This window comes from Chlamydia ibidis 10-1398/6, from assembly GCF_000454725.1.
In the GTDB taxonomy this organism is placed as follows: Bacteria; Chlamydiota; Chlamydiia; order Chlamydiales; family Chlamydiaceae; genus Chlamydia; species Chlamydia ibidis.
This window is the reverse complement of record NZ_APJW01000002.1, coordinates 115964-139123: the sequence shown is the minus strand read 5'-3', so window position 1 is coordinate 139123 and position 23160 is coordinate 115964. Positions and strand designations below refer to the sequence as shown.

Genomic DNA, 23160 nt, shown 5'->3' with positions numbered 1-23160 from the left:
GGAAAATAGAGGTTTAAAGCATGTAATTTTCCTCTATTTCCCAAACATCACCGGGAAGGTGCTACATTTTCCTCTGTAATTTCTTTGGTAATCTGATCATCATTATCATTGGCCCCAGACAATTTTTCCATAGCCACAAGAACATCACTATCCTTTAAGTGTACTAATCGTACACCTTGTGTAGAGCGTCCCATAATCCGAACGTCTTGCATATTAATACGAATTGCTTGGCCTTGAGCAGACATCAACAAGATACTATCATGATCAACAACAGGAACAGCTCCAAGTACGTCTCCATTTCTCTCGTTAATTAAAATAGAGCGCACCCCGACACCACCACGATTAGTTTCTCTAAAATCTTCGACTTGAGAACGTTTCCCGAATCCTTTGTCACATACCACCAATACTGACTGGTCCTCAGTAACTATCTGGCAACTTACTACACAGTCGTGCTCATTCTTTAATGAGACCCCCCTAACTCCACGAGCAGTCCTCCCCATAGGACGAACCTTATCATGAACAAAACGTACTGCCATGCCTAATTTTGTAAACAGCATGACCCTTTCTTGATCACTAGTAATGCGGCAAGCTGCTATTAATTCGTCTCCATTGTCAATTTCTAGAGCACGAATCCCCTTTTTTCTAGGGTTACTAAATGCTGTTAAAGGAACCTTCTTAACAATTCCTTTTTTGGTGGCTAAAAACAGGAAACCCGACTCGAAACTCTTTACATTCAGGACTGCAGCCAGTTGTTCTCCGGGACGAATACCTTCTAAAAAGTTAATTACCGGTTTACCTTTAGCTCGTCGTTCCCCTTCAGGGAGCTGCCAAACCTTTAACCAATAACATTGGCCAAAATTCGTAAAGATAAGCAAATAATCTTTAGTAGATGCAGAATAAACCGCCTTTAAGAAGTCCGATCCTTTCTTCATGTCGAAACCAGTCACTCCCTGACCACCACGTCTCTGCTCTCTAAACACTTTTATAGGCATTCTCTTTACGTAATCATCTCCAGATATAGTGATGATTACTGATTCATCATTGATGATATCTTCTATATCTCGAATGTCCTCAGCATCAAACTCTATGGTAGTTCTTCGTGGGGTTTTGTGATGTTTTTGAAGATCGATAAGTTCTGAACGAATAATATTTTTTACCAATCCCTCGTCCGCCAACACTTGTTTATAATAAGCAATTTTGGCAATCAATTCTTCATATTCTTTCTGAATCTTTTCAGCTTCAAGACCAGTTAATTGATACAAACGTAAGTCTAGAATAGCTACAGCCTGAAATTCACTAAACCCGAAAAGTTCTACTAACTGATGTTTAGCATGCTCCTTACTCTCGCTACCACGAATTACTCTAACGACATCATCTAAACAAGATAAAGCTTTTAAAAAGCCTTCTAAAATATGAGCTCTGGCCTCTGCTTTGTTAAGCTCATATCTTGTGCGTCTACGAATCACATCCATACGATGACGTATCCAAGCAGAAATCATTCTATGAATACTCATCGTTCTGGGAAGATTTTTATCCAGAGCCAACATATTAGCTCCGAAAGTAACCTGAACATCAGTGAACTTATAGAGACGGTTGATAACAATCTCCGAGGATTCACCTTTTTTCAACTCTAAAACAACACGAATCCCATCTTTATCAGATTCGTCACGGACATCAGAAATCCCGGCCAAGGTCTTATCATTTACTAAATCTGCGATTTGCTCAATTAACCGAGATTTATTCACATTGTAAGGCATTTCAGTAATAATAATATTCTCACGATGCTTGTCTGCATTTTCTTCGACGTGCATGCGAGCTCGAACTTTTATTTTTCCCCTACCTGTATGATAAGTAGAACGAATGCCTTCATAGCCACAAATAATTCCACCAGTAGGGAAATCTGGCCCAGGCATTACTTCCATTATCTCCTCTATGGAAACAGAGGGATTGCCTAAGACTAGTAAAGTTGCTTCTATAAGTTCTCCAAGATTATGAGGAGGAATATTAGTTGCCATTCCTACAGCAATACCTGAAGACCCATTACAAAGAAGGTTAGGGAATTTAGAAGGGAAAACAGTTGGCTCTTGTTTGGTCTCGTCATAGTTGGAGACCATGTCCACAGTATCCTTATCCAAATCCTCCATCAACGCAATAGCACTATATGTCAAACGAGCTTCCGTATAACGCATAGCAGCTGCAGGATCACCATCAATAGATCCAAAATTCCCTTGCCCTTCTACTAGCGGGTAACGCATAGCCCAATTTTGAGCCATACGTACTAGAGTAGGATAAATAACACTTTCGCCATGTGGATGGTAATCTCCAGAAGTATCACCACATATTTTAGCACATTTACGATGCTTAGCCCCCGGAGTTAAATTTAACTGCTTCATCGCAAAAAGAATACGTCTTTGAGAAGGCTTCAATCCATCGCGAACATCTGGGAGTGCCCTAGAAATAATGACGGACATGGAATAACGAAGGTAACTTTCCTTCATTTCCTCTTCAAGATTTTTAGGGACAATGACTTCTTCTTTATTTAACATAATAATTCTAGTCTCCTAAATATCTAAATTATTCATCCTAACAGAAAGAGCGTGACTTTCAATGAACTCTCTTCTTGGAGGCACTTCCTCACCCATTAACATTGTAAATATATGATCAGCTTCGACAGCATCTTTTAAGGAAACGCGCACCAGAGTTCTTTGCTCTGGATTCATTGTAGTATCCCAAAGCTGATCAGCATTCATTTCTCCAAGCCCTTTATATCTTTGAATTTCTATCCCTTTTCTCCCTAAAGATTTAAGCTGATCAATCACCTCTCTTAATGTATAACAAATGCAAGGAAGCGTTTTAGAATCTTCACTAGATAGAATAATTTCATCTCCTTTTGGAATAAGATAATTGCGAATATCTAATCCATAATCTTCAAGTTGTTTTTGAATCTCAGAAAACACGTTAGTTTTGTATAGTTCAACAATACGATTGGAAGCATTAGCCTCCTCTAAAAGAACCGACTCCTTTTCCTCTAAAGAGTAAAGGTAACGCCCACCTTGTTTGCCGCTTTCAGGCATACAGTAATATAAAGGATAACCTTTTACTGAGTCATACATGTCAAGAAACTCAGAAAAAGGTATAGCTTTGTTTTCTAAAGCAATAATAAAGCTTTCTATTTCAAGAATCAAATCAATCAAACTCTGTAGTGCTTCTCCAACTAGTTCTCGACATGTTGCAGCAAAAGTAACCTTGCTTTCTGCTATTCCCAAAGTAAGGAGATAATGGTCCATTTCCTTTTCAGAAAGAATATAACGAAAATCCTTTCTTTTACTTACTTTGTATAGAGGGGGTTGCGCTATATAAACACACTCATTTTCTATCAAAGCTGTCATATGGCGATAAAAGAAAGTAAGAAGAAGAGTACGAATATGAGAACCGTCAACATCAGCATCTGTCATGATAATTATACGCTTATAACGCAACTTACTTAAATTAAAATTATCAGTTCCTATTCCACAACCTAATGCAGCTATAATCGTGCCTATTTCTTGATTTTGAAAAATTTTCTGCAAACGAGCCTTCTCAACATTCAAAATCTTACCACGAATAGGAAGAATAGCTTGAAATCGACGATCTCTACCTTGTTTAGCCGACCCCCCAGCGGAATCTCCTTCAACGATATACATTTCGCATTTCTCTGGGTCTTTTTCTAAACAATCAATCAGCTTGCCTGGTAGTCGTGCACTATCTAAAGCGCTTTTTCTTAAGGTTAACTCTCTAGCTTTTTTCGCTGCTTCCCTAGCCTGAGCGGCAACAAAAACCTTCTCAACAATCATCTTGGCTATTTGGGGATTTTCATCAAAAAAAGTACTTAAGACCTCCCCTGTAATTTGCTGAGCGACGGATCCTACGTCACTATTACCGAGTTTTTGTTTGGTTTGCCCCTCGAACTGAGGATTAGGCACTTTGACTGACACAACTGCTGTTAAACCCTCTCTAATATCTTCCCCTGTTAGAGAAAGTTTGTCATTTTTAGCTAAATTATGTGCTTTAATGTAAGAGTTTAAGACGCGTGTTAATGCTGTAGAAAAACCTGTGAGGTGGGCTCCACCTTGTCTGGTAGGAATATTATTCGCATAGGAATAGATTAACTCAGAATATCCAGAATTCCACTGTAAAGCAGCTTCAAATTCAATATCTCCGTCATCTCCTGGCCTTACGCCTGTAATGTAAATTGGGTCGGGAAATAAACTTTCTTTGTTCTGATTGAGATAACTGACGAATGATTGGATGCCCCCTTCATAGAAAAAGACTACTTTATCAAATCCAACATCACGGTCATCTTCAAAAACGATAGTAATTCCGCGATTTAAGAAGGCCAACTCCCGTAATCTTTTTATGAGAATGGTGCGATCAAAAACACAGACAGAAAAGATTTTAGGATCAGGATAAAAGGTAATCTCTGTTCCTTGTTTATCAGTAACACCTAACTTCTCTAGGGAAGTTTGAGGAACCCCACGAGAAAATTCCATGCTATATGCTTGATTATCCTTAAACACCTTGGCAATCAATTTCTCCGACAAAGCATTCACACAAGAGACACCTACTCCATGGAGACCTCCAGACACTTTGTAACTGTCTTTGTCGAACTTACCCCCGGCATGTAAAACAGTGAGAACCACCTCCAAAGCCGAAACGTCTCTCCCCTGCTTAGAAGACTCTTTCTGATGAACCTGAATAGGGATTCCACGCCCATTATCCGATATCGTAATGCCTCCGTCTTCTAAAACTCTGACACGAACTTCGGAACAGAACCCAGCCATTGCCTCGTCAATACTATTATCGACGACCTCATAAACCAGATGATGAAGCCCAGTAATACCAGTATCGCCAATATACATTCCAGGACGCTCACGAACTGCTTGAAGACCTTCCAAAACAGTGATAGCTGAGGCATCGTAATTTTTTTCTTTTGCGTCCATAAATTATCCTAACAAAAACTGTATTTCCTTAACCTCAGTTTGAGGAACTATCTCGTTCAAACGAGCAATTAAGCTACTTTGCGGTGTTTGTTTCCAAACAGCATATAGAGAAGAATTATAAACTTTTACTAGCAAAACTCGATCCTTGAAACCAAGAACTCGAAACATGCCATTATACTCTCTTCCCATTATTTCGTTCCAGGCTTCTATTACTTCTTTAGGCTTAGTCGAAAGTATGCGCTTGATGTATTTTAAATATTGTGGAAGATAATGATTGGCATGTTTAATTGTAGAGTCTGTTTTCTTACAAATTTGCTTCTTAAGAAATGCTCCCCGATGAAAAGGCCGAAACATATATCTCCCAGTAGAAATGCGAAGAAAGTCGTCACTATAACTTCGCATTGAAAGATGCCCTTATATCTGTAGAAACTAAAAAAGTCAACGAGCCTTTGATAATTGTTTAGAACATGATAATAAGAGACACACCGAAAAAGCAAACACACGTTTGGAATAGTTTTCGGAGAAAAACTTAGGTTATCTCAAATATAAATTTTCTCCTTTTGAGACCAGGATATCTCCCCCGTAATTCGCTTCAAAAAACTCTCTTACTAACTTGGATGATAGCAACTTTTTAAGTTTTATGATTTTTTCTTTATCAATATCTTCCTTACGAACAACTACAACGTTCGTATAACAAGATCCTTCTACATCCTCTAGCATTAAGCTATTATTTTTAGGAGAAAGGCCTGCAGAAATAGCAAAATTGCCAGGAATAACGACCGCATCAACATCTGGCATAGAAGATACAAGTAGTGGGGCGGCTATTTCTACGATTTTTACATTCTTCCCCTCAAATCCCTTAACATCCTTAGCTGTCACGTCTATTCCTCTCAACTTTGTATAAGAAACAAGTTGCGATGTAACTAGGAGATCTAAAGCACGCTTTTCATTCGTTCTGTCAATAGGAACTGCGATAATCAACTGGTCTCTATTCTGGAGATCTGTAAGAGAAGAATATTTACTAGAATATAGCCCCATGGGTTCTAAATGAATACCCAACAATACAGACACATCCTCAGAACATTTGTAACGAGAAATTTCATCCTGTAAAAACTCTTGATGTTGAAAATAATTCGCGTCTATCTGCTTATCAAGCAGCATTCTGTTAGGTACTCTGTAATCATCTATAGGAATAATTCGCAACTTTAAACCTAACTCATCTGCCTCTCTTGTTAAGGCATACAAAAGCTCGGCATGTGGATTAGGGCTAGCTACAATGGTAATAACATTTGACTGATCTCGACACCCTTGTGTGAGAAGTATTAACAAAGAGAAAAAAATCGAAAAAAATTTTTTTCTCATAAAATACCTCTGTTTTTTAAAATTCTGCGGCCATAAAAATTACTCACACAACGACAAGCCTCGATAAAAATTAGGGTAACTCCGAGCACAGATAATGTGATAGATAAATCAAAACGATAATATCCGTACTGTAAAAGAACCTGTCCCAGTCCTCCTCCTCCAACAAAGCCAGACAAAGTAGAACAACTAATGAGATGGGCTACAAGGGTTTGCAGTGAGAACACTAATTTCGGAGCAATCTCGGGGAATAAAATATCCTTTATAATTTTAAAATCAGAAATTCCTAAAGATATTGCGGGATCTAAGCAAGTTAAAGATGCTAAACGCAAAGATTCTAGAACTGTAGCAGTTACTATGGGAACAGCACCTATAGTTAAGGGAATTATTGACGCTGTTGCTCCTAAAGAAGTCCCTACAACCCAACGAGTAATAGGAAATAAAACAACAACCAAAATTGCAAAAGGAATGGAAGTCACCCCGCTTAAGATTAGGCCCAAAAAGTTATGCAAAGACTTCATAGGGCGCAAACTATTAGGGGCCGTGTAAAATAACAACGAGCCCAGTCCACACCCAATTAAACTAGAAAAAAGAAAAGAACAGCTGACCATATACAAAGTCGTTAGTGCTTCTCTTGCGACAAGATGTGCAGTTTGTATATTCATATTTCCTCCTCATTGATGAGTCAGATTTTCACAAGTAAAATCACGTTGTCTATGTTGAGAAAATGAGGAAAGGACCTTACTAGTATCTCCAAATGCAATATTTTTCCCTGAGCTGAGAACAAGAACCTTGGAACATAACTCTCTAATTACATCCATCTCGTGTGAAATAATTATCTGTGTCACTTGCATTTCTTGATTCAAGGACTTCAGCCTATAAATAATGTCCTCTGTTGATTTTGGATCAAGAGCAGAAGTAACCTCATCACACAACAAAATAGAAGGTTGTAGAACTAAAGCTCTAGCTATAGCCACCTTCTGTTTTTGCCCACCACTAAGACTACCAGGATAGGCATACTTTTTGTGTTCCATATCTAAAGATTCTAAAACCTCCATAACACGACAACTTACAGCTAAAGATGCCATCTTTGGATAGTGAATCCTTAAAGGGTAAGCAATATTATCAAAAACTGTCTTCGCTGAGAAAAGACCATAGTTCTGAGAAATATAAGCTATTTTCTTAGCAAAGCTTGAACGAGAGAATCGTGGTGGTGTTATGGGATATTGAAATTCGTCTATCCTAAAACAACCAGAAGTAGGGAATTCCAAAAAATCTAGGCAACGAACTAAAGTACTTTTACCAGAACCGCTATGACCTACGACACCTAAAATGTCTCCACGACACAAAGAAAAAGAAACACCATCTAGAAGTAGATGGCCACCTACTTCTCTTGTTAAATTTTGTGTGAAAATTACACTATTTTCTTTCTGAAACACAAATATAACACCAAAGGGTTCAGCAATATACGAGGAAAACACCCCATTGACACAAACGGGAACTAGACTATACAGAATATCGGTGAAAAAAACGAGGAAAGCCTTGTTTATATCGTCATTTTAGAAAAAATGAGGGAGCAACATCTTAACTAATTCTCTACGTTCAACTTTTTCTTGGATAATTTCTGGAGTAACCCCTAAAGTGGTGGACAAATCTCGGATTTGATCATGAGTAAACAATCCTCTAAGATATGCGCCTAAAATAATATTCGATATTATACCCGATAAACTATCTCGAACATCTCCTCGCATGCTGGATGGACAGTTAGAGCTTACTGCTTTTTGTAGTTCCTGTTGATCATGTAGAATTTTCAGCATATCTAAAATACGTCTTGTTGTTACAGGAGGATGTGCTTTTAAAAAATCTCTAACACCTTTTACAGCGCTTCGTGCTGGAGAATCTTGGTTGCGAGATGCACCAACTAAAGACGTGACAACGCCTAAAAATGAACTAGACACCTGCTTGGAAAGCTCACTAAATACGCGACTAGCCTCCTCAAAAGTATTGTCTTCTTCTAGTGAAGCTTCTTGGCTGCTAACAGCGCCTGAGAAACTACGGAGCCTCTCCGGATCTATTGCTTCGTACTGCAATATATTTTTCTTCCTATGCTTGCCTGTGTGAGAGGCTTCTAGTAACGAATTAACTTCTGGATATACATGATGAACCAGGGTAATAATTGCAGACAGAACATTACCCGTATCTAACATAAGCATAGCAGTTCTTTTGTCAGCCTCCGAAACAGGCATTTGCGCAATTACTGCGACAATAGACTTACGTAAATCAGGATTTGATAAACACCATCCAGATAAAAACATGTTTATACAAATTAAAACAGCAGTATACGCGCTTTTGTGTACTCCCTTCACATTGTCGGGGATAACATTCCTAATATGATTGATTAAATGAACAAATGGGGGTAGGTTAGCTAGAGGATCACGTAAAATATCTGCCAACCAATATCCCCCACCATCTGCAACTTTGAAGATTTGAGATCCACTGCTAGTAAGGGATAAGATTGGGTGGCTGGATTTTGAAACAAAGGGAACGAATAGTTTCGCGACATCCGTACCAGAAACTAAAGGAAGCCCTGCATTTTTCTTTTCTATTAAGTTTGTCACTCCTTTACAAAAAGAAGAAATTGCTGACAACACATCCTTATGCTTACTTTTATAGTTCTTACTCTCAAATATGGACGATTTCTTCCCATCTTGTTTCTCTGCATAAATAGCGCAGCAATTTAATTTGTTGTTAAGGAAATTATTGAGAGCGGGGTCTATGTTTTCATCACTGCTAAAGTCTGATTCATCACTATTATCCACATTTATTACAGCAACAAGAGCGGCTTCATGGTCATCTTTTTCTATTTTACTTTGGATAGAGTCGTGATAATGACTATTATCATCGACTTCCGGAGCAGTGAGAGCTTCTATCGTATTAGCTAAATCAGACAAGGCATCATTATCTGAAGTTTCTGCATTAGAAACATCACGTGGTGTACTCGAAACGATCGAAGTATCTCCTTCTAATGCTTTTTCACGAACAGAACGCGATCGATTTTCTACTAATGAACTTTTGTGAACAAAAGATTTTTTACTATACTTCTTTACTTTGCCTAAATTAAGGGTCTTTATACGACTTAACATATCCATGGAAAGATTAGACAAAGTACTAGTTAACTCAGTAGAGACTTCAGAAATTTCATTTAAAATCTTTCTAACATTTTTGACGTAGTTGATAAGAAAACCTGCTGATAAAACTACATTTGCTAAAAGAGCTACTCCGAGGACTATTGAACACGCTATAGGCGCTCCTGGAACTATTTGTAAAATGACAATCATCAATAGTATGACAGCACCAACTACTGAGGAAATCAACCCGCATAACCGCGATCTCTGTGCATTCTTAACTAGAGCAACAGAAATATCCTCCGCATTATGAACTGAAGGCGAAAATATACTTGTTTCTCCTCTAGAGTTAATAGAATCTGACATGAAATTATTTTAACCAAAAAAATACCAATTATTTCCATTTTAGTATTTTCACGAATAAATTAAGAATACTTTCACGATTCTTTATGATTATTAAAGATTCTTGACAAAACTCTAAAATTAAAGCAAAACTAAACAGTACTGCTATTTAAAGAAGGGTTTTCTGATGTTGACAAAAGTTTACGATTTTCTAAAAGAAGATACTGATAATTTGCTAACTTATGTATGCACACATATCAAAAAGGAAAGTCTGACCCTGCCTTCAACTACATTTGTTGATGATGTGTTTGGTCAATCTGACCGAAATAATCGCGTATTGAGATCCCTGCAAACTCTATTTTCTCATGGTCGCTTAGCAAATACAGGTTATTTATCTATCCTTCCAGTAGATCAAGGTATAGAACACACAGCCGGGGCTTCTTTTGCAGCAAATCCCCTATATTTTAATCCCGAAAATATCGTGCGTCTGGCCATAGAAGCTGGGTGCTCTGCTGTAGCCTCCTCCTATGGAGTGTTAAGTTTAGTATCTAGAAAATATGCTCATAAAATTCCGTTTATTCTTAAGCTAAATCATAATGAACTTCTTTCTTATCCCACTAAGTATCATCAAATCTTCTTTAGTCAAGTTGAAAGTGCCCATAACATGGGGGCTGTTGCTGTAGGAGCGACAATCTATTTCGGTTCTGAAACCTCATCGCAAGAAATTATAGCAGTATCCAGAGCTTTTGAAAAAGCTCGTGAATTCGGAATGGCTACAGTATTGTGGTGCTATTTAAGAAACCCTAATTTTGTGTACAATGGGGTAGATTACCACACCTCTGCAGACCTCACGGGTCAAGCAGATCATCTAGGAGCATCACTAGGTGCTGACATTGTAAAACAAAAATTACCTACATGCCAAGGCGGATTTAAAACTATTAAGTTTAGTAAAACTGATGACAGAGTATACTCTAATTTGTCTTCAGATCACCCCATAGATTTATGTCGTTATCAAGTACTCAACAGCTACTGCGGTAAAGTAGGGCTCATTAATTCTGGAGGACCTTCAGGAAAAAACGATTTTGCCGAAGCAGTAAGGACTGCAGTAATTAATAAACGAGCTGGGGGAATGGGACTTATCTTAGGAAGAAAAGCTTTTCAAAGACCATTTGCTGAAGGCGTTCAGTTATTAAATTTAATTCAGGACGTTTATTTAGATCCCGAAATTACAATAGCGTAACCAAGAAGGCATTTATGCACACTCATTCGAAACCCTCAAAACCCCTAGGTACTTTTACTGTGGGGATGTTATCTCTTGCTGTTGTCATCAGCTTAAGAAATCTCCCTCTAACAGCCAAACATGGCTTATCAACTCTATTTTTTTATGCTCTTGCAGTCATGTGTTTTATGATTCCATACTCCTTAATTGCAGCGGAGCTAGCATCTTTTAAACCCCAAGGAATCTACGTGTGGACTCGCGATGCATTAGGAAAATGGTGGGGATTCTTCTCAATATGGATGCAGTGGTTCCACAATATGACTTGGTATCCCGCTATGTTAGCTTTTATAGCTAGTACTTTAGTTTATAAGATGAACCCAGAGTTGGCTCATAACAAGGTTTATCTTGCAACGGTAATTCTTGCTGGGTTTTGGGGGCTAACTTTTTTCAATTTCCTAGGCATCAGTACATCTGCTTTATTTAGTTCTGTTTGCGTAATTCTTGGCACATTAATTCCTGGGCTTATATTAGTATCTCTAGCTCTTCTGTGGATTTTTTCTGGAAATCCCATTGCTATTTCTTTTTCTTGGGGTGATCTTTTACCCGACTTCAGCAATATGTCATCTCTTGTATTACTAGCTGGAATGTTGCTTGCATTATGTGGATTGGAAGCCAATGCTAATTTAGCCTCTGACATGATCAACCCAAGAAAAAATTATCCTAAAGCCGTATTTATCGGAGCAACATTAACACTAGCTATTCTTGTCTTAGGCTCTTTGTCAATAGCCATTGTCATACCAAAAGAAGAAATCAGTTTAGTATCGGGATTAATAAAAGCATTTGCCTTGTTCTTCGATAAATATAATCTATCCTGGTTAACAAATATCATTGTAGTCATGACAATAGCAGGATCTCTAGGAGAGCTTAATGCTTGGATGTTTGCTGGCACTAAAGGATTGTTCGTATCTACGCAAAATGATTGCCTTCCTAGAAAGTTCAAGAAAGTCAATTCTAAGAACGTACCCGTAAATTTAATGCTATTTCAAGCAATTGTTGTTACGTTGTTTACCCTGCTATTTCTATGCCTAGATTCTGCAGATCTAGCTTATTGGATTCTTAGTGCTTTGAGTATTCAGATGTATCTAGCCATGTATATATGTCTATTTATTTCTGGTCCTATTTTAAGAATTAAAGAACCAAAAGCCGAACGGTTATACTCTGTGCCAGGAAAATTATTTGGCATATGCTGTTTATCAACCTTGGGTATTATTTCATGTCTTTTTGCTTTGTGCATCAGCTTCCTTCCCCCTCAAGAACTCACACAACTAACTAGCACACATAAGCTCGCCTATACTGCAGCTTTGTTATGTGTGTTCAGCATTAATTGTTTGATTCCTTTTGGAATTTATTCTGCACACAAGAAATTTGTGAAATAATCCCATCAGCAGCTTTCTCCAGGAAGCTGCTGACCGCACTAACTAGAAAGATTTTCCGCACATAAAGTAGGAAATAGAGTAGAGAGAAATTCATCAGACGATATGGCTTGCTCCAGGTTGCTAGAAGAAATTGACAAACGATTGGCCAACATCTCTATCTCTCTCCTTGTTGCTATACTAGCACTAAACAATCCTAAAATAATTGGCCGCAAGATCACTAGCCAATTTTTAATTGGCATAGCCTTCTTCAATAATTCTCTTACAAAAACTTGATAATCCCTATCACTATGTAGTAGCTCAACTAGTAAGAAAGGATTACCTAACAGTTTTTCATAATTATTACATACGAAAGTACACAAATCTGAAATGTTCGCTTTATAATATCCTAATGATCCTAAGAAAAATGGAGATGATGGAGGCAATAATTTCTTAGAGAAAGCCATATGTTCTTTTAATTTAGAAAAAAACTGTCTTAGCGAAATTGATTCCGTGATGTACTCTTCAGAATTCATAGACTGACAGTACATTTGAGCATTGCTTGCTGCAATCTTTTCTAGAGAAGTCTCGGGGACAAAATAATAGAATTGATCTTTAACGCCTTGTTCTAAAGGATCTAAAATAACTTGTATAAAGTTACCATTTATCAGAGCTAAACGCATGCTAGGAGAAAGTAAATTAGCATCATAACTATCTATAACAGAAAGGCTCCCCTCAGAATGGAAGAAGCCATTTAGCCACAAATTAATTGAACGTAAAGCCTTTTCTATACACGATTTATCTGGGGTAATAGAATACCAAGTAGAACACATTAACAAGAGATGATTCATAAATAAAAGACTGATTTTTGGATCAGTTAAAAATAAAATCAACAAATCTGTAAATGAGTACTTTATAAATAAATCACTCAAAGAACGTAAAGAAGAGCACAGAGAATATTCCCGTTTAGCAGAAAGCCAAGAAGGCAAGAATAACTCTTTAATTTCTAAGAAAATTGCCTGAATCAATCCCGTAGACGCGCTCTGGTAGTGTATTATAGAACTGACTAAATTAGCTACCTGATATTCTAACTCAGTGCTAAATTTCTGTAATCTCGCAGAAACATTACTAGTAAAATCTGAGAAAATCCTGCTTGGGGTGATTTGAGTAAAAAAACGCTCTCTTTTATCACTATCAACACTACTAATCTCTGGAGACAAAGCAAGAGAGGACAATCTTTGCAAAAATACACATTGATCAGAAGAAAGATACGGATGATGACGGAGGGCTATTTTTTGAAAGCTTCTCTTATCTGAGTTTATAGAAAATAAAACCGACAATGCTAATAAAGAAAGGGCGACGCCAAAAGATGCGCACATAGAAAAAGCAACGATTGACGATACAACCTGACACCCGACAAGAATTATAGCAATAAGGGACAAGGTGGCAATAATCGAAAAAAAAATTGTAATTGTCACCATGTCTCCTGAAGTACACTGCCTATAATCAGCAGAATTTATAGTATTTCTCACAACAGACACGTGACTACATAAACTCATAGTCGCTGAAATAAGAACCCTGCAATCTTTAAAAATTAACTAAAGAAGAAGTAATTCAATCCTCCGGTTATTAAAAAGAATATAACCATAGACATAATATCATTTAGAGCAGTAACAATCGGGCCTGAAGCCAAAGCAGGATCTACGCCTAGCTTAGCAAAGAAAAATGGTGAAAGAACTCCTAGTGTAGTAGCTGTTAAGGACGCTCCAAGCACTCCTGTTGCCACAGTAACACCCAACTGCAAGCCTCCACCAGAGAACAAATTCATTCCTAAGAACCCCATAAAATAAACAACCAAACCGCAAAGAATGCCTAACGCAACCCCCGTCAATAGTCCGATACTGATCTCTTTAAAAATAGTTTCACGACGACGACCACAAGATAGTGTTCCCGTAGCCATACTACGGACCAATATCGTGCTGCACTGAACTCCTACATTTCCAGACATGCCGTTAATTAACGGTATGAAAAAAATAACTAAAGCCAACAAAGAAGGGGCAATCTTTTGAAAGTATGCCATAACTGAAGCACTAACAAGCCCTGCACATAGCGTGACTAATAACCAAGGCGCACGCAATAAAAATCTTTGAACCACATGACAACTATGGTATCCAACATCTTCAGTCGTTCCTGCCATTCTAGCAATAGTCTCGTCTGCAATATCCTCTATTGTTTCAACAACATCCTCATAAGTAATAGCACCTATAAGAAAATTTTCTTCATCCACTACAGGGAGTGCTGCAATTTTATACCGCTCAACAAGATCAACTACTTCTTCCCGTGTGGCATCTGGCAATACCTTATGCTCTACCTGATTCATGATCTGCTTTAAAGGCATATCAGGGGGATTAATTATTAAACTCCTATCGGTAACAACACCTTGAAGTTCGCCTTTAAAATCCAAAACAAAGACTAACCGAGTAAGATCAATACCTGGATTATTACGGATACAAGCAGCCACTTCTCTAACTGTGGTTTCCATTAAAAACGCAAAGAACTCGTTGGTCATTAAACGTCCAGCTGTATTACGCCCATGTTTTTGTAAATCACGAATCTTCAAAGACTTTTTAGAATCAATAAGTTCTAATATCCTACGATACCGTCTATCAGGAATATCATCCAAAACCCATATCGCCTCATCTGGAGGCATTTGCTCAATCAAAGCACACACCTCAAGATCCGAAAGACGACGGAAAATTGCCCAACGAGATGCAGAATCAGTATTAATGATAAACGCAACTTTAGACGAAATGCACGAAAGATTTTTATAAAGAACAGCCCGAGAATCGGGAGGCAAGCAGGAAACAGCATACGCTAGATCAATAGGATTATATTCGCTTACAATCTTAGAAAGATCATGAGAATGCATATCTGTGGAAAGACATACAAAAGCTTTCTCTAACTTAAAGCTCAATTCATCATCTAGATGACTAGTTTTGGAATCCATCAAGTTCCCAGAACTAAAAGCTATGTCTGTCTTATCCTCATTTCTATGTTGTTCGCCCACCATAGCTAACCCTTCTAATTAGTCATAAACAAAATGACTACAACTCGATATAAATTAAGTGCTGCCCCAAACATTAGAATTTCGGCACATAAAACTTTCCTATAGCAAAACTAGCACTAGCAAAAGTTGAACCGAAACTCTCCGCACGTAGCAACATAGCATTTGCTTGATCCACATTTCCATTGGCTGTATAGAGCTTACTCAAGCTATAATAAGCTTCCGTACACCCTAACGCAACAGCTTGATACAAATATCTTCTAGATTTTTGATAACATTTAAAGAAACGAGTTTTAGAAAACAAAAATAGCCAGGCATCGCCTAATAACATCATTAAATTGCTGTCCTCTTTGCTCTCTCCCAATAAATCATCAAAAATAAAAATAGCGCGCTGAACTAAATTCCCATCCTCCAGTATTATCCCTTTCCCCAATAATGAGATGCCAATCAAGAGCTTTGCTTTGGAAGAAAGTAATTCTTCCTCAACTAGCGTAAATAGTTCATAGCACTGTTCGTAACAGGCAAGATTATGTTGAATCCTACCAAGCAGACAGTAGGACTCTGCCCATAGTTCAAGAATTACTAATTTTTGATCAAGCTCCCATGCTCTACGATAATACCAAATTGATTCTTCAAGATATAGTTCTTTATAAACAGGATCAGAAGTAATTTCTGCTAAACGTCGCAGAGTAGTCCCTCTATATTTCCAAAATAATGCAATTTCAGGACGTAAATCACACAGTGTCTTAACAATATTTAAAGCTTTATAGAACAATCTTAAACTAAGTCTAGATTCACCCCAGTAGAAATAGGCCATGAATAATTTATGAAGGTTGTCAACATTGTTGCCGTCAAATTGTAGATAAGATTGAAAACAAGAGATAGCAAAAGAAAATAACCCAGCATCTTTGAAATATAAAGCAGAGCATAGCTGTACCGAGCCTAAAGCACCTACTAAAGGAAGATACCCAGGACACGATTTCATAATTTCCACTAATTTATAATAACCTTCTCGAAATAAACTAGGTTCTTCTAAATGAAGACCTAAATAAGCTATCCCGGAAGATAAATAGGTAGCAATCTGTAAAGGATCGCTATCCCCCTTCTGAGCAAAAGATAATTTATCTAGTCCTGCTTCTAAATATTTCGGCTCCCCATTAAGCCAACCAGCAAAAATAAGCAAACCGCCCCAAGCAGACCATAAAGATGAAAGATTAGGAAATGCCTGGACACATTCATACAAAATTCTACTAGCCTGATTCAAATGATCAGGTCTACATGTAACGTTATATAAATTAATAGCGGTATACGCATAGCGACAACGATAATCTTGATATTCCTGATTATGAGCATCTCGATTAAAGCTAAGGAAAATCGCTCTTGATAGAAAATGTAAAGCGTTTTCTATATATGCGGATTTGCCAGTTTTCATCCCCAACATACTTAAAGTATCCGCATAGTCTGCGAGTAATCTCGGGTGATGAGGTCTGAATTTCAGAGCCTTCATAAAGCACTTTTGACTAACGAACAAGTCATGAATTTCATGACTCGAAGAGAAGATCAAGAAGAAAGCTTTACCAAAAGTATGGTATACCCTGGCGCTAGCTAATTCACTAATTTCCGCTCTTTTATTATCCTGTTCTAGATGCGACCATCCCAGTTTGTTCTCAAGGTGAGAATTATTTCTAAGCAACTCATTGAAAACAATAAACACATCCGAAACAAGAGAAAGAAATGTATAATTTTGTGTTATATTGAATAACTCAAAACAAATGGCAGCTTTCGCAGATAATAGAGATATGCGATCCGAAGAACTTATATCCAATTTCTTAAACAGAATATCCGCATAAGCAAGAGTATCCGATAGAACAGCAGAACTTCTCTTACTCAAACCAAACGTAGTACCATGAAAGACAATTTTTTTTAAAATACTTGTTGAGAAATCAGTAAGCAGTAGTAAGGTTTCAGCGATAGAGAGGAACCCTGAGGAAAACTCTGTTTCCTTTTTTTCTTTTAGAAGAATCAACTCAGCAAGTAGAAAATCAGCCATACAAGAGGTTTGTTCCTCTTTTTCTTTATTAGGCGTCAAAAATGCTTTGGAAGAGAAAAACGGTATTTTTGCCTGCATTGCGAAGTTTTTCTAAGCTCCTATGAGAATTTATCGTTTACCTTTATTACACTTGCACTAATCTGTATAGATAGACAACAAGAGCCAATCTGCTATTAGAACTCAAAGGCACAGCACTGAAGTTGACAACACTCTCAACCTAAACAAACAATCAGCACAAACATAAGAATTCTTGTAAAAAATAATTTAATCTTAGAAAGAAAAAATTTCCATGAGAAAGATCTTAAAATAAATAACTTGAGCACAAGCAGGTTTTAAATTCAAAGGAGACTAATTAAACAAATTCAATGTTTGACCGAATGCCGGGGAAACGAAAGAGCTCCTCCTCACGGTAGTATTGAACAGATGGATTCGCACCAGAAATGATCTCTCCGTTCTTAAATAGAAATGCTGCACAAGGTTGAAAACATCCCATTAAATAATGACTAAACTGGCCTAATCCTAGGCGTGTTCCTCCACCTTCAAACTTATAATTGCGTTGAGGAATGCAAAGCCATATTCCTCGAGAACGAATTACATCATTATTCCAATCTCTCTCTAAACAAGACGTAGCGACGCGACCTGACAAAGGGTCCAACAAACCATAAAAAACCGTGATCATGTAGGCTGAGGCATAAAATGGCGCGCGCATAAAATTAGCTAAAGAACGCCCCATTTCCCTGGCTATATCCTTAAGCGCAAATCGTTCATTAACATTTACTTCGATTTTAGAAAAATATTGAGTTATCATTTGGAAAATAATATAAAACGGAACCACAAAAAATCGGATCAAATTATACACCATTTTCACGATAGCAAGTAGTGGGAGAGCTAGTATAGGGAAGACTGCCATTGGCAATCGTAACGCAGCATCAGAAGGGTACATATAAGCCAATGCAACTCCGGACTTAGATTCATCCAGAGTTGACAAATCAATAAAACAATCTTTAACTATATGACCATCACGATGTTTTCCTCTTGTAGTCTGGTGCCATAAAGGCAAAGGCACCCACTTCCTGGGACCGAAAGGACAAATTAATGAGCCAGAGAGAACATCTACCTTCCTGCTAATTGTATAGAGAATGTAAATACCCCCGCCTATAAGCACCGCAGGAACTAGTAGTGCTGGAATGATTGAACCGAAAGAAAGCACAACACCCTGCACAGATAGAGCGGCAGCCATACTAGAAAATAGAACGAGACCTAAAACCACGACTAAACTGAGAGCAATCACACGCGCACGCAGATCCACGTCATATCGAGGAAGCATATCGTATGCATACAACATAGTATGCAACTCATTGTTAAGAATACGCTTCCAATTATCACTAGAAGGGAAACAACTCTCATCGATAGGACGCAACTGATGATTAACAATCGGGAGGTTAAAACAAGACATGCTCTTAAAAACTATTTGATTTCAATTTCAAAGAAAAGAAATTCTCAAATGATTATACTCCTGCCTCTCTTTTATTAAAAATTTTTAGTTCCCGTTATGAAAAAATCTCTCAGATCGAATTACAATTTCCTTCTGCTGATAAGCATGATAATTGGTTTAGGACTTGGCGTGCTAAATATTCCTTGGATCTTCAAAGGAGCTGAATTATTTTCAAATTTCTTCTTAAAGCTCTTAAAACTACTTAGCCTACCTTTAGTATTTTTCGGTATTGGATCGACAATTACATCAATTAAAAACTTTAATACGATGGTTTCACTAGGAAAAAAGGTCTTATTCTATACTCTTTTGACTACGATAATTTCTGCGTCTATCGGCCTTATATTATTCTTATTGATCCGCCCTAATATGTCAGTGCAAAACGGTATACAAATTTCCTCCCAGATTAACTCCTCTGGATATCTCGCTATTTTATCAAAAACAGTTCCTACCAACATTTTAGAGCCTTTTATAGAAAATAATGTTATCTCAGCTACATTCTTAGCCACTCTATTAGGGATATCTTCTCTATTTCTAAAGGATAAGGAAAAAATACTCGTTGAAAATCTATTTTCAACCTTCTTTTCTCTTCTACTAAACATCGCCAAAGGTGTTCTTAAATTCCTAAGTTTAGCGACTCTCTCTTTTTCAATCCTGTTCTATAAAGAGGTCTCTCATAACCAAGAAAATTTATTTATTTTCAGTAAATACCTTTTATGTATCGTAGGAGCCAATCTACTTCAAGGATTTGTCGTCTTACCTTGGCTGCTTAAGGCTAATCGCTTGTCCCCCATAAAAATTGCCAAAGCCATGTCCCCAGCCCTTATTACGGCTTTTTTTTCTAAATCTTCAGCTTCTACTCTTCCACTTACTATGGAAATTGCCGAAGAAGAACTTAAATTATCTCCGTCACTATCAAGGTTTACGTTCCCCTTATGTTCCGTTATCAATATGAATGGGTGTGCTGCATTTATTCTTATCACCGTGCTGTTCGTAAGTGTCTCTAACGGCGTCCAATTCTCTCTGCTTTCGATGATCGGGTGGGTTTTCTTAGCAACATTAGCTGCTGTAGGAAATGCTGGGGTCCCTATGGGATGTTATTTTTTGACCTCGTCATTATTAACCTCAGCTGGCATCCCCCTACATATTTTAGGATTTATCCTACCTTTTTATACCATGTTAGATATGATCGAGACATCTCTAAATGTCTGGTCAGATTGCTGTGTTGCCAGCCTTACTAATAGTAGTCTCTCAAAACAAGTTGCCCAAGGAAAACTATAATGAGTAATAGGTCTTCTCATTTTTCTTCTAGACTAGGCTTTATTCTATCTATGATGGGTATCGCTGTTGGGGCTGGGAATATCTGGAGATTTCCTAGAATTGCAGCCCAAAATGATGGTGGGACTTTTATCATTCTTTGGCTTGTGTTTTTATTCTCATGGTCTATACCCATGATTATAGTTGAGCTATGTTTAGGGAAACTCACAAAAAAATCCCCTATTGGCACATTAATTCAAACAGCGGGGCGTAAATATGCTTGGCTAGGTGCATTTATTACGTTAGTGACTACGTGTATCCTTGGCTACTACTCAAACATAGTTGGGTGGGGACTCGGATATTTCTACTACTCCATATCTGGCAAGATATATTTCGGGAATAATTTTTCAGAACTATGGGAAAACCACTATACTAGTTGGTATCCTCTAATTTTTCATAGTATATCTCTCTTCTTAGCATATTTTATAATCAGAAAGGGTATTGTCAAAGGCATAGAAAGATGCAATAAAATCCTTATCCCAGCTTTCTTTGTTTGCACGTTTATTCTTCTCGCACGAGCTATTACTCTCCCCGATTCTCTCAAAGGAATTAAGCAATTGTTCTTCTTCAATGCTCATGGGCTATCAAATTACAAAGTGTGGGTCGAGGCTTTAACACAAAATGCTTGGGATACTGGAGCAGGCTGGGGATTATTATTAGTGTATTCCGGATTTACTGCCAAAGAAACAGGGGTTGTAGCAAATGGAGCCATGACTGCCATAGCGAATAATCTAGTCTCCCTAATCATGGGAGTAATTATTTTTTCTACATGCGCCTCCTTGGATATTTTAGGTACTTCACAATTGCAAGATGGAGTAGGCGCCTCTAGTATTGGTATTGCCTTTGTATATCTTCCAGAACTGTTTACTAAATTGCCTGGGCCACAATATACTCCCACCTTGTTCAGTGCTCTTTTTTTCTTAGCTTTTGCTACTGCAGCACTATCTTCCATGATTTCCATGCTCTTCCTTCTATCCCAAACTCTTTCTGAACTGGGGTTGAAAAAACATCATGCGGAAGTATTAGCAACCCTTTCTGCGTTTCTTCTAGGTATTCCATCATCTCTCAGCCTATCCTTTTTCATTAACCAAGATACGGTGTGGGGCGTAGCTTTAATTGTTAATGGGCTCATTCTCATTTTTGCAGCAAAAAAATATGGGTTATCTTTACTCAAAAACAAGGTGATAGTCGCTGCACATGAAAAATTATATTTTGAATCAACTTTTTACCGTGTGATTAAATATTTGTTGCCTTTTGAAGGTATTGCCCTACTCATGTGGTTCTTCTATGAAGGTCTTTTTCCAGAGAACAATGTTTGGTGGAATCCTTGTTCTACCTATACACTATCAAGTTTATTATTTCAGTGGATGTTGGGAATTATTGTTTTAAAAGCATTAAATGATAGGATTTACAAAAGATTTTCTAGAAATAACCCTTAAGTATTTAAGGGTTTAACATGATTTAAAATTTCTATAAGGAACGTTTTAATAGAAAGTTTTTTTACTTCTTGATTCAAACAATTTTATTAGATAGACTTTGCTGCGATTAGTTTTTTCTTGGGAATTAGGAGGACACATGACAATTACGTCTACTTGCTCTAGTCTGGAGCAGAACTTATCTCCTGAAGTATTACAACATGCTATAGAAAAGATAAAACGAGAGGTTAGTTATCTTGATTCTAGATTATCTACTACTTCCGTTACGGTAGCTCAATCAGAAAGTGCTCTAGCTAGCTTAGTTGCCGAAGTTGAAGACCTGAAAGCGGTAATTGCGGCTTGTGTTCACTCTTTGAGACAAAACAGCGATGTTCTGCCAAGCTCACAAGGATCTCCTCAACGCCCCTCTTCTATGATCATCGAGCATTCGCCTCCTACAGTTTGTTCTAAACTGTTAGCAACAACGCTAACTTTGGTAGCTCTTATAGCTATATCTCTTTTAGTCGTTTGCGTGGTTACTGCTTGTGGAGGTTTCCCTCTATTTTTATCTTTTCTTAATGTGTATACAGTCGGTGCTTGTATAGCGTTGCCAATTATTTCATCTGTATCCGCAGCAATACTGTTCTTGTCAATGCTAAGCATTAGTTCTTTACTAAAATCTTCTCCGCTAGTACTCGTGTTGGAGAATTCCTTGCAGTCTTCTTAATCTACTTCGATAATTTTAGGAGAAAGAACACATGACCCTTTCTGGCACGTCCAATGTTCATGATTTAAGTATGATCCATCCCCGAGGTTCTGGATCTGACGGGAATACAGAAATTTTATCCAGATTATCCGCATTGCAGCATTCCTTAGCCAATTTACAACAGCAGCACATTTCTCCCTGGGCTCTCCCGGCACAGTCGTCCGTATTTCCTTCACCAGATGCCGGTTCTTCTACTATTCACATATCCAGAGCTCTGCAGCATCACATGCAAACAACAGCATCTAGTTTTTCTGGGTTACGAAACGAATTAGCAGAATTACGAAGCAAGCTTCATCGTATCTCGTCCCCCGCAAGTATATGTAATGGCCCCATGGCTCTAGCGGCTTTTCTTTTGGCTGTCTCCTTCGTAGCGATTATTATTATTACCCTAGCTTCTTTGGGCCTCGCTGGATTGCTTCCTCAAGTGCAGGTCTTATTGGTAAATACAGCGAACTGCATTTGGTCAATAGTTAGCGCGTCTATAATTACGATTATTTGTTTGATTAGTGTTCTTTCTATAACTCTGATTAAGCATAATAAACCGACCAATGAGACTCCTGTTCAATCAAGTTAAAAATTTACTGACTTAGAATAACAGTTATTTTGTTCTCTAAAACCCA

General features: G+C 37.7%; 17 protein-coding genes. 6 read left to right on the top strand and 11 right to left on the bottom strand.

Annotated elements, in window-relative coordinates:
• Window positions 1-47 precede the first annotated feature (47 nt).
• The 7 genes from gyrA to H359_RS02615 all read right to left on the bottom strand — a co-directional run bounded on the left by gyrA (window position 48) and on the right by H359_RS02615 (window position 9829).
• Entirely contained in the window at window positions 48-2546 is a 2499-nt protein-coding gene (gene gyrA / locus H359_RS02645; RefSeq protein ID WP_020370131.1) for a DNA topoisomerase (ATP-hydrolyzing) subunit A, read from the bottom strand.
• A gap of 15 nt (window positions 2547-2561) precedes the next feature.
• Window positions 2562-4979, bottom strand: coding sequence for a DNA topoisomerase (ATP-hydrolyzing) subunit B (gene gyrB, locus H359_RS02640; RefSeq protein WP_020370130.1), 2418 nt, complete (start codon window positions 4977-4979; stop codon window positions 2562-2564).
• A gap of 3 nt (window positions 4980-4982) precedes the next feature.
• A complete protein-coding gene (locus tag H359_RS02635; protein WP_020370129.1) occupies window positions 4983-5333 on the bottom strand; it encodes a DUF721 domain-containing protein in 351 nt (116 codons plus the stop codon).
• 180 nt (window positions 5334-5513) lie between these two features.
• Window positions 5514-6341: a MetQ/NlpA family ABC transporter substrate-binding protein gene (locus tag H359_RS02630; RefSeq protein WP_020370128.1), complete on the bottom strand. Its 828-nt coding sequence runs from the start codon at window positions 6339-6341 to the stop codon at window positions 5514-5516.
• Window positions 6338-7003 (bottom strand): ABC transporter permease subunit, encoded by a 666-nt coding sequence (locus tag H359_RS02625; protein WP_020370127.1) that lies wholly within the window; start codon window positions 7001-7003, stop codon window positions 6338-6340. The genes H359_RS02630 and H359_RS02625 overlap by 4 nt, the downstream gene beginning before the upstream one ends.
• Before the next feature lie 9 nt (window positions 7004-7012).
• Complete coding sequence (locus H359_RS02620; RefSeq protein WP_020370126.1) at window positions 7013-7777, bottom strand: ATP-binding cassette domain-containing protein; 765 nt, start codon at window positions 7775-7777, stop codon at window positions 7013-7015.
• Between the two features lie 120 nt (window positions 7778-7897).
• The gene (locus H359_RS02615; protein WP_021119570.1) at window positions 7898-9829 is read right to left on the bottom strand and encodes a CT214 family putative inclusion membrane protein; all 1932 of its coding nucleotides are present in this window, start codon (window positions 9827-9829) and stop codon (window positions 7898-7900) included.
• A gap of 163 nt (window positions 9830-9992) precedes the next feature.
• Here H359_RS02615 and H359_RS02610 point away from each other — a divergent pair, with 163 nt between their 5' ends.
• Window positions 9993-11045, top strand: coding sequence for a class I fructose-bisphosphate aldolase (locus H359_RS02610; RefSeq protein ID WP_407918993.1), 1053 nt, complete (start codon window positions 9993-9995; stop codon window positions 11043-11045).
• Window positions 11046-11059: 14 nt separating this feature from the next.
• Window positions 11060-12460, top strand: coding sequence for an amino acid permease (locus H359_RS02605; RefSeq protein WP_021119594.1), 1401 nt, complete (start codon window positions 11060-11062; stop codon window positions 12458-12460).
• Between the two features lie 38 nt (window positions 12461-12498).
• On the opposite strand, the gene H359_RS02600 is transcribed toward H359_RS02605, so the two are convergent.
• The 4 genes from H359_RS02600 to H359_RS02585 all read right to left on the bottom strand — a co-directional run bounded on the left by H359_RS02600 (window position 12499) and on the right by H359_RS02585 (window position 19006).
• Window positions 12499-13995 (bottom strand): CT214 family putative inclusion membrane protein, encoded by a 1497-nt coding sequence (locus tag H359_RS02600; RefSeq protein WP_021119575.1) that lies wholly within the window; start codon window positions 13993-13995, stop codon window positions 12499-12501.
• Window positions 13996-14030: 35 nt separating this feature from the next.
• The gene (gene mgtE, locus H359_RS02595) at window positions 14031-15443 is read right to left on the bottom strand and encodes a magnesium transporter (RefSeq protein ID WP_020370120.1); all 1413 of its coding nucleotides are present in this window, start codon (window positions 15441-15443) and stop codon (window positions 14031-14033) included.
• Window positions 15444-15576: 133 nt separating this feature from the next.
• On the bottom strand, window positions 15577-17628 hold the full coding sequence (locus tag H359_RS02590) for a tetratricopeptide repeat protein (RefSeq protein WP_020370119.1): 2052 nt from the start codon (window positions 17626-17628) through the stop codon (window positions 15577-15579).
• 274 nt (window positions 17629-17902) lie between these two features.
• On the bottom strand, window positions 17903-19006 hold the full coding sequence (locus tag H359_RS02585) for a hypothetical protein (protein WP_020370118.1): 1104 nt from the start codon (window positions 19004-19006) through the stop codon (window positions 17903-17905).
• A 96-nt stretch (window positions 19007-19102) separates the two neighbouring features.
• On the opposite strand from H359_RS02585, the gene H359_RS02580 reads away from it, so the two are divergent.
• The 4 genes from H359_RS02580 to H359_RS02565 all read left to right on the top strand — a co-directional run bounded on the left by H359_RS02580 (window position 19103) and on the right by H359_RS02565 (window position 23114).
• On the top strand, window positions 19103-20323 hold the full coding sequence (locus H359_RS02580) for a dicarboxylate/amino acid:cation symporter (RefSeq protein WP_035392007.1): 1221 nt from the start codon (window positions 19103-19105) through the stop codon (window positions 20321-20323).
• Complete coding sequence (locus H359_RS02575) at window positions 20323-21798, top strand: sodium-dependent transporter (RefSeq protein WP_020370116.1); 1476 nt, start codon at window positions 20323-20325, stop codon at window positions 21796-21798. Before H359_RS02580 ends, H359_RS02575 begins: the two co-directional genes overlap by 1 nt.
• A 136-nt stretch (window positions 21799-21934) precedes the next feature.
• On the top strand, window positions 21935-22501 hold the full coding sequence (gene incB, locus H359_RS05200) for an inclusion membrane protein IncB (protein ID WP_020370115.1): 567 nt from the start codon (window positions 21935-21937) through the stop codon (window positions 22499-22501).
• Between the two features lie 31 nt (window positions 22502-22532).
• A complete protein-coding gene (locus H359_RS02565; RefSeq protein ID WP_020370114.1) occupies window positions 22533-23114 on the top strand; it encodes a hypothetical protein in 582 nt (193 codons plus the stop codon).
• Window positions 23115-23160: the final 46 nt, after the last annotated feature.

Excerpts from the sequence above, each read along its gene's own strand:
- H359_RS02610 (WP_407918993.1), top strand. The coding sequence starts at position 9,993 with ATGTTGACAAAAGTTTACGATTTTCTAAAAGAAGATACTGATAATTTG.
- gyrA (WP_020370131.1), bottom strand. The coding sequence starts at position 2,546 with ATGTTAAATAAAGAAGAAGTCATTGTCCCTAAAAATCTTGAAGAGGAA.
- H359_RS02605 (WP_021119594.1), top strand. The coding sequence starts at position 11,060 with ATGCACACTCATTCGAAACCCTCAAAACCCCTAGGTACTTTTACTGTG.
- H359_RS02630 (WP_020370128.1), bottom strand. The coding sequence starts at position 6,341 with ATGAGAAAAAAATTTTTTTCGATTTTTTTCTCTTTGTTAATACTTCTC.
- H359_RS02580 (WP_035392007.1), top strand. The coding sequence starts at position 19,103 with ATGAAAAAATCTCTCAGATCGAATTACAATTTCCTTCTGCTGATAAGC.
- mgtE (WP_020370120.1), bottom strand. The coding sequence starts at position 15,443 with ATGGATTCCAAAACTAGTCATCTAGATGATGAATTGAGCTTTAAGTTA.
- H359_RS02575 (WP_020370116.1), top strand. The coding sequence starts at position 20,323 with ATGAGTAATAGGTCTTCTCATTTTTCTTCTAGACTAGGCTTTATTCTA.
- H359_RS02615 (WP_021119570.1), bottom strand. The coding sequence starts at position 9,829 with ATGTCAGATTCTATTAACTCTAGAGGAGAAACAAGTATATTTTCGCCT.
- H359_RS02565 (WP_020370114.1), top strand. The coding sequence starts at position 22,533 with ATGACCCTTTCTGGCACGTCCAATGTTCATGATTTAAGTATGATCCAT.
- H359_RS02635 (WP_020370129.1), bottom strand. The coding sequence starts at position 5,333 with ATGTTTCGGCCTTTTCATCGGGGAGCATTTCTTAAGAAGCAAATTTGT.
- H359_RS02585 (WP_020370118.1), bottom strand. The coding sequence starts at position 19,006 with ATGTCTTGTTTTAACCTCCCGATTGTTAATCATCAGTTGCGTCCTATC.
- H359_RS02600 (WP_021119575.1), bottom strand. The coding sequence starts at position 13,995 with ATGAGTTTATGTAGTCACGTGTCTGTTGTGAGAAATACTATAAATTCT.
- H359_RS02590 (WP_020370119.1), bottom strand. The coding sequence starts at position 17,628 with ATGCAGGCAAAAATACCGTTTTTCTCTTCCAAAGCATTTTTGACGCCT.
- H359_RS02625 (WP_020370127.1), bottom strand. The coding sequence starts at position 7,003 with ATGAATATACAAACTGCACATCTTGTCGCAAGAGAAGCACTAACGACT.
- gyrB (WP_020370130.1), bottom strand. The coding sequence starts at position 4,979 with ATGGACGCAAAAGAAAAAAATTACGATGCCTCAGCTATCACTGTTTTG.
- incB (WP_020370115.1), top strand. The coding sequence starts at position 21,935 with ATGACAATTACGTCTACTTGCTCTAGTCTGGAGCAGAACTTATCTCCT.